Raw genomic sequence first — 13,317 nt, 5'->3', positions numbered from 1 at the left:
GAACCGACGACAGCGGTTCGTCCGACGTGACCTTCGAGGCGGATACCGAACGCGTTTATCCCGTGCCGGACGAACCTGCGACCATGATCGAGGCGACGCTGTGTTTTCCCCTCCGGGACGTCGGCGGAACCGAGGAGGTGCTCCTGATCGAGAAACGACGCGGGCTCGGCGAGGGCTGGTACAACGGTCCGGGCGGCAAACTCGAGGGCGAGGAGACGCCCCGGGAGTGCGCGGTCAGAGAGACCCGCGAGGAGGTCGGTCTCGAGATCGATCCCGCCGACCTCGAGAAGGCGGGCGAGCTCGAATTTCGGCTCGACGGCGATCGGCACACCTTCTGTCACGTCTTTCGAACTCGCCAGTTTGCGGGCGAGCCCCACCCCTCCGAGGAGGCCTACCCGGAGTGGTTCGCGGTCGACGACGTCCCCTACGACCGGATGTGGGAGGACGACCGACTCTGGCTGCCCGCCGTCCTCGAGGGCGAGACGGTGGTCGGCGAGTTCCGGTTCGTCGGCGGCAAGCCGCTGGACGAGGCCGAATTCGCGGGCCACGACCTCGAGCGGGACGTCGACTTCGACGCTATCGGTCGCTCCCGGTAGATGTCGGTTCGCTCGAGTCGCGGCATTGTATCGCAACGGCAACCCACTTTCGACGCCGACGGGTAGCACGGCCGATTACGATGATCGACAGAAACCGACGACGACTGCTCTCAGCCGCGGCCGTCGGCGCGGTCGGTGCGATCGCCGGCTGCGCCGAGGGTGACGAGGAAGAGGGCGAGGGCGACGAGGACCTCGACGACGCGCCGCCCGACGAGACTGAACAGGAGGACGACGATCCGATGGACGATGTCGACGAGGAGACCGAGACCGACGAGACCGACGACGATCCGGACGAAGACGACGAGTAGCGCTCCTGCCGGGGCGAACGCACCGAACGGAACGCGCTCGGCGAGTCCGGCCTTCTATTGTAGCGTCAATTCACCCCTCTCACTGGTCAGTACCATCTCCAGCCACGATGAATCACACAGGTCGCCGAGCCGGATACTCTCCAGAGCAGATGTTTCGATAGTACTGCCGACCTCTGTTATCGACGATCCAGGGGTGTCGGTACGTGGTCGATACGGTCGTCGCTGACTACTCAACGGTATCGCTCCCGGAGTAGGGCGCGGTCGACGGCTCGCCGGCTACAGCTCGTTCCGCAACTACGGCTTCAACAGGACCTTTCCGGAGCTCTTGCGATCCTCGATGTAGCGGTGGGCGTCGGCGGCCTCCTCGAGCGGGAACGACTCGCCGACGATCACCTCGAGGTCGCCGCTCGCGAATCCCTCCGTCAGGTCGGGAACCGCCTGCATGATCCGACTCGGGTCGTGCACCGCGGCCTGGCCGAGATGGAAGCCGCGGACGCTCTTGTTCTCGAACAGCAGGCGCCTGTTCTCCGCGCTCGCGGGCTCGCCGCTCGCCACGCCGAAGGTGACCATGCGACCGAAGTGTGCCATCGCGTCGAGGCTGCGCTCGAAGACGTCGCCGCCGACCGACTCGAGGACGAGGTCGACGCCCTCGCCGTCGGTCTCGTCCTCGACGGTCTCACGGAAGTCGGCCTCGGTGTACTTGATCGGGTGGTCACAGCCCAGTTCGGCCGCGAGCTCGAGTTTCTCCTCGCTGCTCGCCGTGCCGAACACCTCCGCGCCGGCGTTCGAGGCCAACTGGACGGCCGCCGTGCCGACACCGCCCGCGGCGGCCTGGATCAGCACCGATTCGCCCTCCTCGAGTTCGCCCCACCCGAACAGACACGAGTGGGCGGTGAGGAACTGGACGGGGAAGCCGGCGGCCTCCTCGAAGCTCATTCCCTCGGGGATCGGGAACAGCATCTGGGCGTTCGCGGTGGCGTACTCCGCGTAGCCGCCGCGGTCGAGCATCGTGACGACCCGGTCGCCCTCGTCCAGATCGACGCCCTCGCCAGTTGCATCAACTGTCCCTGCGGCCTCCATGCCGGGAACGTAGGGCGCCTCGGGGCCGCCCGGGTAGACGCCGCGTCGCTGCATGACGTCGGCGAAATTGATCCCCGCGGCCTCGATCTCGATTCGAACCTCGCTGGCGTCGGGCTCGGGTACGTCTCGATCGACGACCTCGAGTTCGTCGCTGTCGCCGTACTCCGTTACCTCGATGGCCTTCATAGGTTACCACTCGTAACGAGCGCGTATAAACGTCCGAGAACAGGAAACCGGATGTCGAGCGTTTCTTCGCGACCTCGAGTCCTCAGTCGTCGTCGGACAGGGGCTCCGGATCGGCGGGCGGGTTCGGTTCGCCCGGCGGGTCGGGATCCGCGGGAACGCTGTCTCTGGGGCCGTACATGACCCACCCCTCGGCGGGGACGGTAAGTTCGACCGTACAGTCGGGACCGGTCGTGACGTTCGCGCCGTCGCCGGCGTGATCGACCAGCGGCTCGGTCCGCCAGTCGGTCTGGACAGTCACCGTCCGATCCTCGTCGGCGGTGTTGATCCCGGCCAGCAGGTTCCCCTCGCGCTCGAAGACGTAGACGTCGTCGTCAACGTGGCGGTCGATCACGTCGCCTCGAGCGAGGGTTCGGGAGACCTCGACGAGCGCCCGGAGGTCGTCGTCCTCGAGCTCGGGTCGCTCCTCGGCGCCGCCGCGGTACAGCATCGGCATCCCGGCATAGGCGAGGACGAACGCCTCGGCGAGTTCGACCGCCCGTCCCTCGGGTTCGTTCGGTTCGACGCCAGGGCCGGTCGTATCGTGATTCTGGACGAACGTGACGGCGACTTCCGGGTTCTCGTGGACGACGCCGCGGGCGTGATTCTGCGAGAGGACCTCCATGCTGCCGCCCTCGAACGCCTCCATGATGGCGTCGTACAGCGGGAAGTCGAAGACGGTCATCCCGGTGTCGGCGAACTCGAGCAGGTGATCGACGTCGTCCTGGTCCCAGACCTCGCCGACGCGCCAGAGTCCCAGTTCGTCTGCCCACCGGTTGACGTACTCCTGGAAGTACCACGGCCAGACGTGGGCCGCGGCGTCGATCCGCAGGCCGTCCGCGCCGAGGTCGGCGATCTTCTCGAGGTAGGCTCGGTGGGCTTTCTGTACGTCCGAATGCTCGACGTCCATCGACGGAAGGTCGAGCAGGTCACACTCGTACATCTCCGCTTCCTCGCCCTCGAGCTCGCAGTCCCCGAGCGTGCCGTAGTCGTGGAAGTGTTCGTCGGGGTCGAACTGCGGGTACTCGACCTCGCCGTCGGGGCCGTCCGGGTTGGCCATGTGGTTCAGGACGATGTCGACGATCACGTCGATGTCGTGGTCGTGGGCGGTCTCGATCAGCGAGGCGAGTTCGTCCTCGGTGCCGTGGGCGGAGTCGAAGTCCCGGAGGTCGACGGGCTGGTAACCGAGCGGCGGATGGGGGTCCCGTTCGCGGCCGTAGACCGACTCCTCGTCCTCGCCGTCGTAGAACCCCTCTTGATCCTCGTAGGTCAGGTCCTCCCAGCCCAGTTTCGAGACGGCGGGCTGGGGGATCCAGATCGCGCTCACTCCGAGTTCGGCGACACGCTCGAGGTCGGCCTCGATCTCGGTCCACTCGCGGTGGAAGTACTGGTAGCCGACGCCGTCGTTGGGGGCCGTCGCCCCCTCGGAGCGGGCGGCCGCACTGGTCGACCCGATCGTTACCCCCGTGAGGGCGAGTGCGCCGGCGGCAGCGCTCGAGCGCAGGACGGTCCGTCGGTCGATACCCGCCGAATCGCTGGTGTGGCTGTGATTCCGTCGCATTCGTCCCTTGCTATAATCTGTGGTGTAATAATACATAATGATTTTAATTCGGTTTCGAACGACAGTTATCAACGGCCGAAATACTTCATCGAACGAATACGCCCGGTCGAACGAACCGACGCGATCGGCGGCGGGCGGTCCCAAACGGGGCCCATTTATTGCTCCGGTCACGAAGATGGCGGTATGAGCGACGAGAGTCAGGAGCTCGGGATCACCGAGACGAAATCGCACAAGCCCGGCGAGTGGTACGCCGAGGTCGTTCAGAAGGCGGACCTCGCCGACTACGCCCCGATGGGCGGCTTCATCGTCACGAAACCGCGCGGGTACGCGATCTGGGAGGGGATTCAGGACGCACTGGACACTCGGTTCAAGGCCACCGGCGTCGACAACGTCTACTTCCCAATGTTCATCCCCGAGAGCTTCCTCGAGCGCGAGAAGGACGTCGTCGAGGGCTTCGATCCCGAGGTCGCCTGGGTCACCCAGGGCGGCCACGAGGAACTCGAGGAGCGACTCGCCGTCCGACCCACGAGCGAGTCGATCATCGCGCCGTTCATGGCCGACTGGACCCGTAGCCACCGCGACCTGCCGCTGCGAATCAACCAGTGGTGTTCGGTCGTCCGGTGGGAGGCCACCGAGACGAAGCCGTTCTTCCGGACGAAGGAGTTTATGTGGCAGGAGGGCCACACCGCCCACACCGACGACGAGGGCGCCTGGGAGGAGGTCTGGACCCGTCTGGACCAGTACGAGGAAGTGTACGAGGACGTCCTGGCGATCCCAGTCCTGCGAGGGAAAAAGCCCGAACACGACAAGTTCCCCGGCGCCGACACGACGACGACCGTCGAGGCGCTGATGCCCGACGGGAAGTCGGTCCAGGGGGCGACGAGCCACAACCTCGGCCAGTCCTTTGCGGAGGCGTTCGACATCACCTTCGCCGACGAGGACGAGGACGAGCAGACGGCCTACACCACCTCGTGGGGGCTGTCCTGGCGCGCGATCGGCGCCCTGATCATGACCCACTCGGACGACCAGGGCCTCGTGCTCCCGCCGACCATCGCGCCGACCCAGGTCGCGATCGTTCCGATCTGGCAGGCAGACACCAAGGAGGACGTTCTCGAGTACTCCCAGGAGATCGCCGACGAACTCGAGGAGGCCGGAATCCGCGTCGAGCTGGACGATCGCGACGAGCGCAATCCCGGCTTCAAGTTCAACGAGCACGAGTTGAACGGCGTTCCCCTGCGACTCGAGATCGGCCCCAACGAGGCCGACGACGGCGAGGTGACGCTGGTTCACCGCCCCGACAGCGAGAAGGCCGTCGCCGATCGCGAGGGGATCGTCGACACCGTCGAGGACCACCTCGACACCGTCTTCGACAAGCTGTACGAGGCGGCCGAGGAGAATCTCGCGGAGAACGTCCGCGAGGCCCACAGCCCCGAGGACATCCTCGGGACGATCGGTAAACACGGCGGTTACGTGAAAACGCCGTGGTGTGGCGATCAGGCGTGCGAGGAGGCAATCAAGGAGAAGATCGCCGCCGAGATCGTCATGCAACCGCTCGAGGACGAGGGCGGCCAGTCAGCGGGCGAGGTCGTCGAACCTGACGACGACGAGTGTGGCGTCTGCGGGGAGTCCGCCGACGAGGTCGCCTACTTCGCGAAGAGCTACTGAGCCGCCCGCCTGCCGCAGTCGGCCGGCCGCTCGAGGCCGTCGGTCGCTTCCTTTGTGAACGCGGCTTCCACGGTTCACCTAACTCTTTAACCAAATAGTGCTTACCCACCGGGAACGATGTACGAGTGTGGTGTTCACTCTGGTGGGTGAACACTACGTGCCTCTGACACCTTTCCGTGCTACCCGTCCGACAATAGCGACCGGTTTTCCGTCGGTCAAACGGTCCTCCTGCGATCGCCCGAAAGCGGCGTCTCCATGCTGACGCCGTTTCGAAACCTGTCATTGAACGAATAGCAGCCGTCGAATCGTGCAGTATAAATTATGCCATTAGTGGGCATATGGCCTTATATGTGTTTATAATACACTTAGTCATTATGGGTCACCCTCTTATAGGAGATCTCCAAAGGAGAGTGCATGTCACAGCCACACATTTCGAACACCGATCGTGCTTCGGGGCTCGCCGACCCGACGGACGAACGATCGAACTGCGGTGTCGGCGTCGTCATGGATCTCGATGGGGAGGGCGGTCACGACGTCGTCGCGGACGGACTCGATCTACTGGTCAACCTCGAGCACCGCGGCACGACCGGCGCCGAGAAGGACACCGGCGACGGCGCCGGCATCATGCTCCAGCGACCTGACGCCTTCTTCGCCGACGTTCTCGACGCCGATCTCCCCGACACCTACGCCGTCGGCTCGTTCTTCTTCCCGACAGACGAGGCGGCTCGCGAGGAACTCGCCTCGATCGCCGAGGACGCCCTCGCCGATTACGACCTCGAGGTCCTCGAGTGGCGCGACGTCCCCACCGACAACGCCGACCTCGGCGCGACGGCTCTCGACTCCGAACCCGATGTCTGGCAGATGGCTGTCGCGTCCACAGACGACGTTTCCGGCGAGGCGTTCGACCGACGGCTGTACGTCGCCCGACGGGCGCTCGAGAACGCGGTTGCGGACGCCGACGTCGAGAACAAGGAGCGGTTCTACGTCTGCTCGCTCGACTCGAAGACGATCGTCTACAAGGGCCTGCTCAAGGGCGAGCAGGTCGCGTCCTACTACGAGGACCTGAGCGACGAGCGCCTCGAGTCGACGTTCGCGATGGTCCACGAGCGCTTCTCGACGAACACGCTCGGCGCCTGGCACCTCGCCCACCCCTACCGCAACATCATCCACAACGGCGAGTTCAACACCATCAGGGGGAACATCAACTGGATGCGCGCCCGGGAGACGGACCTCGAGAGCGAGGTTCTGGAGGATCTCGAGGCCGTCAAGCCGATCATCGACGACCCCGACCAGTCCGACACCGCGAGCGTCGACAACGCGCTCGAACTGCTGATGCAGGACGGCCGCGACCTCGAGCACGCGCTTCGGATGCTCGTGCCCGAGGCCTGGCGCGGCAACGACGCGATGGACCAGGGCCGCAAGGACTGGTACGACTTCCACGCCTCGCTCGTCGAGCCGTGGGACGGTCCCGCGCTGGTCGCGGCGACCGACGGGGAACGCGTCGGTGCGGTCCTCGATCGTAACGGCCTGCGTCCGTGCCGCTACGACGTCACGACGGACAACCGACTGATCATGGCCAGCGAGGCCGGCGCGCTCGAGACCGATCCCTCGGAGATCGCCGAGCGCGGTCGCCTCCAGCCCGGCCAGCTGTTCCTCGCCGATCCCGAGGAGGGTCGCGTCATCCCCGACGACGAGGTCTTCGAGGACCTCACCGACAACCACTACGGCGAGTGGGTCGAACAGGAGCAGGTCGATCTCGACGACATCGTCGCGACCGGCGACAGCTCGCCTCGCCAGTCGGTCGCCGCGCTTCGGAACCAGCAGGCGGCCTTCGGCTACACGCACGACGAACTCGAGAACATGATCGAGCCGATGACCAAGAAGGGGAAAGACCCCGTCGGTTCGATGGGCGACGACACGCCGCTGTCCGTCCTGACGGAGTTCAATCGGCCCCTCTTTACGTACTTCAAGCAGCTGTTCGCGCAGGTCACCAACCCGCCGCTTGACTACATCCGCGAGGAGCTGGTCACCTCGATGGAGAGCCGACTGGGCTACCAGCGAAACCTGCTCGCCGAGTCGCCCGAACACGCCCGCCAGCTCGTGCTCGACTCGCCGATCCTTACCGACGCCGAACTCGGGTCGATCCGTGACTGCTCGGCCAACGGTATTACGGCGGCGACGATCGACATCACCTACGAACTCGAGAGCGACGAACCGGGCGCGGATCTCGGGGCCGCCGTCGAGCGCGTCCGCGAGGACGCCGTCGACGCGATCGAGGCGGGCCACGACGTCCTGATCCTCTCGGATCGCGGCGTCGACGCCGATCGCGCGGCGATCCCGAGCCTGCTGGCAACCGGTGGCGTCCACCACCACCTCGTCCGCAACGGGCTTCGAAACCACGTTGGCCTCGTCGTCGAATCCGCCGACCCTCGAACCGTCCACCACTTCGCGACGCTGGTCGGCTACGGCGCGGGCGCGGTCAACCCGTACCTGGCCTACCAGACGATCGCGGACATCACGGCCGGCCCGGACGGCGCCGAGACCGAACTCGCGATCGACGCCTACGTCGACGCCGTCGAGGACGGCCTCCTGAAGGTCATGGCCAAGATGGGGATCTCGACGGTCGAGAGCTACCAGGGCGCCCAGATCTTCGAGGCCGTCGGCCTCGACAGCGACCTGGTCGACGACTACTTCGAGGGCACCGAGAACCGGACCGAGGGCGTCGGACTCGCCGAACTCGAGGCCGACGTCCGCGAGCGCCACGAGGCAGCCTTCGGCGGTGAGGAGTCGAAACTCGATCGCCACGGCGAGTTCGAACACCGCTCGAGCGGGATTCACCACCAGTGGAACCCCGACACCGTCGGCGCGCTCCAGCAGTCGGTACGCGCGAACGACTACGAGCGCTACCAGGAGTTCGCAGCCCAGATCAACGAACAACAGCAGAACCTCCAGACGCTTCGGGGCCTGCTCGAGTTCGACGCCGATCGGGAGTCGATCCCGGTCGAGGAGGTCGAGCCGATCAAGGACATCGTCACGCGATTCTCGACGGCCGCGATGAGTCTCGGCTCGCTCTCGCCGGAGGCCCACGAGAACAACTCGATCGCGATGAACCGCATCGGCGGCAAGTCGAACTCCGGCGAGGGCGGCGAGCCGCCGGAGCGGTTCGACACCGAACGGGAGTGTAACGTCAAACAGGTCGCCTCCGGCCGCTTCGGCGTCACCTCGACGTACCTCTCGTCGGCCGACGAGCTCCAGATCAAGATGGCCCAGGGGAGCAAGCCCGGCGAGGGCGGCCACCTCCCCGGCGAGAAGGTAAACGAGATGATCGCTCACGTCCGGAAATCGACGCCGGGCGTCGGCCTCATCTCGCCGCCCCCGCTGCACGACATCTACTCGATCGAGGACCTCAAGCAGCTGATCTTCGACCTCAAAGCAGCAAACGAGGACGCCGACATCAACGTTAAGCTCGTCAGCGAGGCGGGAATCGGTACCATCGCGGCCGGCGTCGCGAAGGCCAACGCCGACGTGGTCCACATTTCGGGTCACTCCGGCGGCACCGGTGCCTCGCCCCGTACCTCGATCAAAAGCGCCGGCCTCCCCTGGGAGCTCGGTCTCGCCGAGGCCAACCAGATGCTCCGCCAGACCGGCCTGCGCGACCGGATTCGGGTCTCGGCCGACGGCGGGATGAAGACGGGTCGGGACGTCGCCGTCGCCGCCCTCCTCGGTGCGGAGGAGTACGTCTTCGGCACCGCCCCGCTGGTCACCTCCGGCTGCGTGATGGCCCGCCAGTGTCACAAGAACACCTGCCCCGTCGGCGTCGCGACCCAGCGCGAGGACCTTCGGAAGCGCTTCCCCGGCGAGCCCGAGCACGTCATCAACTACATGACGTTTATCGCCCAGGAGCTCCGGGAGATCATGGTCGAACTCGGCTTCGAGACGGTCGACGAGATGATCGGTCACGTCGAGGTGCTCGAGCAACGCACCGACGTCGACCACCCAAAGGCCCGCAACGTCGACCTCTCGGCCGTACTGGCCGAACCCGCGGGCGACGTCCGTCACAAGATCCGTGAGCAGGACCACGAGCTCGACGATCAGCTCGACCGCGAGCTGATCGACGCCGCGAGCGACGCGATCGAAGACCAGTCGCCGGTCACGCTCGCGGCCGACGTGACCAACGTCGACCGCGCGGTCGGCGCGATGCTCTCGAACCGCATCACCGACCGCTACGGCGAGCCCGGACTGCCCGAGGATACCGTCACCGTCGACCTCGAGGGAACCGCCGGCCAGAGCTTCGGCGCATTCCTCGCGAGCGGCGTCTCGATGCACCTCGAGGGCAGCTCCAACGACTACGTCGGCAAGGGACTCTCGGGCGGGAAGCTCACCGTTCGGACGCCCGACACCGCCGCCTACGATCCGACCGAGAACATCGCCATCGGTAACGTGGCACTGTACGGTGCGACCGACGGCCAGCTGTACGTCAACGGCGTCGCCGGCGAGCGCTTCGCGGTCCGCAACTCCGGCGCGAAGGCCGTCGTCGAGGGCGTCGGCGACCACGGCTGCGAGTACATGACCGGCGGTGTCGTCGCCGTACTCGGCGACACCGGCAAGAACTTCGCGGCCGGTATGTCCGGCGGCGTCGCCTACGTCTACGACCCCGACGCGGCGTTCGCCGACCGCGCGAACACCGGGATGGTCTCGCTGCACGACGACCTCGAGGAGCGCGACGTCGAGATGCTGCGCCGACTCGTCGAGAACCACGTCGCCTACACGGGCTCCGAGCGCGGCCGCGAGCTGCTCGAGAACTGGGAGCGCGCCCTCGAGTCGTTCGTGAAGGTGATGCCCGAGGCCTACCACGAGGCGATCACCGAGCAGGGCAGCGACGACGTCCGCAGCGAACTGCCGGGCACGCCCGAGACGCCCGCCGACGCCGAGTCGACGGAGTTCGCCGCGAGCGACGACTAGCACCCGAAATCTCGTTTTCAGTCGCCGGTACTCATGTGTGATGCCGCGTAGCCGATCAGCGCGGCGTTGAGACCGAACAGGGCGATCAGCAACAGCCGCGGATCGTCCGCAGTCCCGGTAGCGAGGGCCGCCAGCGCGCCGATTCCAAGAAGCGCCAGCCCGATCGTCAGCAGCCGCTCGAGCTATGGATCGAACTCGGCCAAGGCAATCTTCTCGATCCGGGCGTCCGTTCGCTGCCGTCGCTCGCGGTATCGCTCTGCGTCGGGATCGTCGTCCGGGACCGACCGCCGAACGTCGCGAGTCCCCGGATGCCGACGCGCGCGTTCGCAATCGTTCCGCAGGTGAACGCGACGAACAGCAGCACGACGACGGCGATCCCGGAACCGAGCGCGGCTGCCGGCACTACCAGCAGGGCGGCGAGGATCGCGACGACCGCCGCGAGCCGTTCGAACCGAGTGGGGACGGGGTCCACGCTACGTTCGTTTTCGTATCATCGTGAAATACCTTACCGCCCCCGAACCGTTTCGACCACGGTTCGAGGGCGTCGGTCCGTGCTGCCTGCCCAACGCACTTTCCGGGTGCGGCCGATCAAGTACGCATGTACGCGACGCTACCGATCCGGATCGCCTCGCTCGAGCGCCCGGTCGACGCCGCTGTCGACCCGGTTCGTTCGGACGCGGTTCTCGTCGCCGGTTCGGCGATCGAATCGCTCCCCGACTGGGTTGTGGCGCTCCTGATCGTGCTCGCCGCCTGGTACGGCTCGAGGCTGATTACCGAGGCGAGTCGTCCGCCCCTCCTCGAGCGGATACAGCGACGGTCGGTGGCCGAGGTCGTCCTGCGACTGTTCCGGGTCGTAGTGATGCTGTTCGCCCTCTTCGCGGTGCTCGGAATCTACGGCGTCGACCTCTCGGATCTCGTCCTCTCGGCGACGATCATCTCGGCGGTCGTCGGGGTCATCCTGGCGCCCGTCGCCAGCGACGTCGTCGGCGGCTTCTTCATCCTCGCGAACCGCCCCTACGAGGTCGGCGACATGATCGAGCTCGCCGACCGGGAGGAGAGCGGCCACGTCATCGACGTCACGCTCCGGTACACGAAGATCCGGACCCTCGAGAACACCTTTCTGGTCGTTCCAAACTCGACGATCCGGGAGCGTGACGTCGTCAACCTCTCGGCCGACGACGAGCGAACGCGGGTCTCGCTCGAGTTCCTGGTCACCTACGAGGGCGACCTCGAGGAGGCCCGGGAGCTGCTCGAAGACGCCGCCGCGAAGACCGACGGCGTCATCGCCGGCGGACCCGGGATTACGATGGGACGCACGAAGTACCCCGTTCAGCCCCGGGCGTTCATCGAGTCGTTCGCCGACCACGGCATCCGTCTCCAGCTCGACTTCTGGGTCGAACGACCCTACCTGCCGCGGATCATGCGTTCGAACATCTACGAGGCGGTCTGGGACCGCCTCGAGGACGCCGACGTCGAGATCGCCTACCCCCACACCCACCTGATGTTCGACGAGACCAGCGGCACCGCCCGCGTCGCCGTCGAGCGCGGCCGCGACGACGCCCGGCCCGAGACGGTGCTGCAGGACGGCGACGCCGAGGGGGACGGAACGAACGTCGCAGACTGACGGCCGGTCGCGGCTACCGCCCCAGCGTGTGGAACTCGTCGTTCGGGCGCATCCCCGCGAACATCGCCAGCCGGTTGCTCAGGTTGTAAAACGCCGTTACCGAGGCGATATCCCACAGCGCCTCCTCGCCGAAGCCGGCCTCGCGCAGCGCCTCGAGATCGGCCTCCTCGAGCTCGGTCGGGCGCTCGGTGAGTTTCACGGCGACGTCCAACATGGTTCGATGAGCGTCGTTAATGTCTGCGGTTCGGTAGTTCGCGACCAGCTGATCGGCCAGCAGCGGATCGTCGGCGTAGATTCGCACGAGCGCACCGTGGGCGACGTTGCAGTAATAACAGTGATTGACGCCGGAGACGGCGACGACGATCATCTCGATCTCCTCGCGCTCGAGGGCGGTGTCCTCGACTAAGGCGTCGTGGTACTCGAAGAAGGCCCGGAAGTGCGAGGGTTTGTACGCGAACGCCGAGAACACGTTGGGTGTGAAGCCGGCACGGTCGGTCTCCTCGGCGATCCGCTCCCGGAGGTCCTCCGGGAGGGCCTCGTAGTCGGGAACCGGAAATCGGTCCATCGCGTCGTCGCGGAGTTCGGGGTCGACGTCGGTCTCGGACATGGTTCCGGGTTCGCGGGCGACCCGTATAACCTCTAGTCGGCTCGAGATCGGGTCTCGAGGACCCCGCCAGCGTCGTCGGCCGCATCGAGCAGCGTCTCGAGACTCGGGGTCTCGAGCAGATGTGACCGACAGTCACAGTCCGAGGCGCCGAACTCGGGGACCGTTTCGCCCGGAAGCACACCGGCGAGTTCGCACTCCCGGTCCGCGTCGGGAAATCGTACGGTCGCGGCGAGGCTCGTCGCCTCGTGACCGAGCAGGTAGTCGACGTGCCAGTGGCGAACGTCGCGTTCCCCTCGAGCCAGTTCGCGATGGCGGTCGAGGCGAGCGAACCCGCCGGGGCCGAACGCGCTGCCGACGTAGGCGTACGTTTCGGCCGCAAAGTCGAACATCCCGAGCGCGCCGACCTCGAGGCTCAGCGGTCGATCGACGCTGATCGCGAGGACGTAGGTGCCGCCCATACCCGATCTCGACTCGCCCCGACCAAAACGTCGCCGACTCGAGCGCCGCGCCCGGCCACGACGGTTCGCCCGAACCGTCGGCTTCGCTACCGTTTTCCGTTCCAGCGACGACGACCGCACATGGACGACGCACTCGTTATCGGCGGCACGCGCTTCATCGGTCGTCACCTCGTCGAGGAGTTACTCGCAAACGGCTACGACGTGACGATCCTCAACCTGTCTCTTATACACATC

The 13,317-nt window shown here is 66.3% G+C and carries 11 protein-coding genes; 6 read left to right on the top strand and 5 right to left on the bottom strand.

Translation table 11 applies throughout. The features are described 5' to 3' along the window. Positions 1–83 precede the first annotated feature (83 nt). Both C491_RS00230 and C491_RS00225 read left to right on the top strand, forming a co-directional pair. The gene (locus C491_RS00230) at positions 84–596 is read left to right on the top strand and encodes an 8-oxo-dGTP diphosphatase (protein ID WP_049891343.1); all 513 of its coding nucleotides are present in this window, start codon (positions 84–86) and stop codon (positions 594–596) included. 80 nt (positions 597–676) lie between these two features. Next, the gene (locus tag C491_RS00225; RefSeq protein WP_005552856.1) at positions 677–904 is read left to right on the top strand and encodes a hypothetical protein; all 228 of its coding nucleotides are present in this window, start codon (positions 677–679) and stop codon (positions 902–904) included. 294 nt (positions 905–1,198) lie between these two features. On the opposite strand, the gene C491_RS00220 is transcribed toward C491_RS00225, so the two are convergent. After that, positions 1,199–2,170 (bottom strand): quinone oxidoreductase family protein, encoded by a 972-nt coding sequence (locus C491_RS00220; RefSeq protein ID WP_005552855.1) that lies wholly within the window; start codon positions 2,168–2,170, stop codon positions 1,199–1,201. An 82-nt stretch (positions 2,171–2,252) separates the two neighbouring features. Beyond that, on the bottom strand, positions 2,253–3,767 hold the full coding sequence (locus tag C491_RS00215) for an alpha-amylase family glycosyl hydrolase (RefSeq protein WP_005552854.1): 1,515 nt from the start codon (positions 3,765–3,767) through the stop codon (positions 2,253–2,255). 183 nt (positions 3,768–3,950) lie between these two features. Here C491_RS00215 and proS point away from each other — a divergent pair, with 183 nt between their 5' ends. Both proS and gltB read left to right on the top strand, forming a co-directional pair. Beyond that, the gene (gene proS, locus C491_RS00210) at positions 3,951–5,432 is read left to right on the top strand and encodes a proline--tRNA ligase (RefSeq protein ID WP_005552853.1); all 1,482 of its coding nucleotides are present in this window, start codon (positions 3,951–3,953) and stop codon (positions 5,430–5,432) included. Between the two features lie 414 nt (positions 5,433–5,846). Further along, positions 5,847–10,394, top strand: a complete 4,548-nt coding sequence (gene gltB, locus C491_RS00205) for a glutamate synthase large subunit (protein ID WP_005552852.1) — start codon at positions 5,847–5,849, stop codon at positions 10,392–10,394. A 166-nt stretch (positions 10,395–10,560) separates the two neighbouring features. Here the strand turns inward: gltB and C491_RS00200 are convergent, their stop codons facing one another. Next, complete coding sequence (locus tag C491_RS00200; RefSeq protein WP_005552850.1) at positions 10,561–10,866, bottom strand: hypothetical protein; 306 nt, start codon at positions 10,864–10,866, stop codon at positions 10,561–10,563. Positions 10,867–10,992: 126 nt separating this feature from the next. Here C491_RS00200 and C491_RS00195 point away from each other — a divergent pair, with 126 nt between their 5' ends. Continuing rightward, complete coding sequence (locus tag C491_RS00195) at positions 10,993–12,018, top strand: mechanosensitive ion channel family protein (RefSeq protein ID WP_005552849.1); 1,026 nt, start codon at positions 10,993–10,995, stop codon at positions 12,016–12,018. Positions 12,019–12,031: 13 nt separating this feature from the next. Here C491_RS00195 and C491_RS00190 read toward each other — a convergent pair whose 3' ends face one another. Continuing rightward, positions 12,032–12,625, bottom strand: a complete 594-nt coding sequence (locus C491_RS00190; RefSeq protein WP_005552847.1) for a peroxidase-related enzyme — start codon at positions 12,623–12,625, stop codon at positions 12,032–12,034. 32 nt (positions 12,626–12,657) lie between these two features. Beyond that, positions 12,658–13,083 carry a GIY-YIG nuclease family protein gene (locus C491_RS00185; protein ID WP_005552846.1) on the bottom strand — a complete coding sequence of 142 codons (426 nt, stop codon included), beginning with the start codon at positions 13,081–13,083 and terminating at the stop codon, positions 12,658–12,660. A 120-nt stretch (positions 13,084–13,203) separates the two neighbouring features. Here C491_RS00185 and C491_RS22345 point away from each other — a divergent pair. After that, positions 13,204–13,317, top strand: a 114-nt coding sequence (locus tag C491_RS22345) for an NAD-dependent epimerase/dehydratase family protein (protein ID WP_005552845.1), incomplete at its 3' end; no start/stop codon positions are given.

This window comes from Natronococcus amylolyticus DSM 10524 (assembly GCF_000337675.1).
In the GTDB taxonomy this organism is placed as follows: domain Archaea; phylum Halobacteriota; class Halobacteria; order Halobacteriales; family Natrialbaceae; genus Natronococcus; species Natronococcus amylolyticus.
Note: the sequence above shows the minus strand (reverse complement) of the source record. Positions and strands in the feature narration are given on the sequence as shown.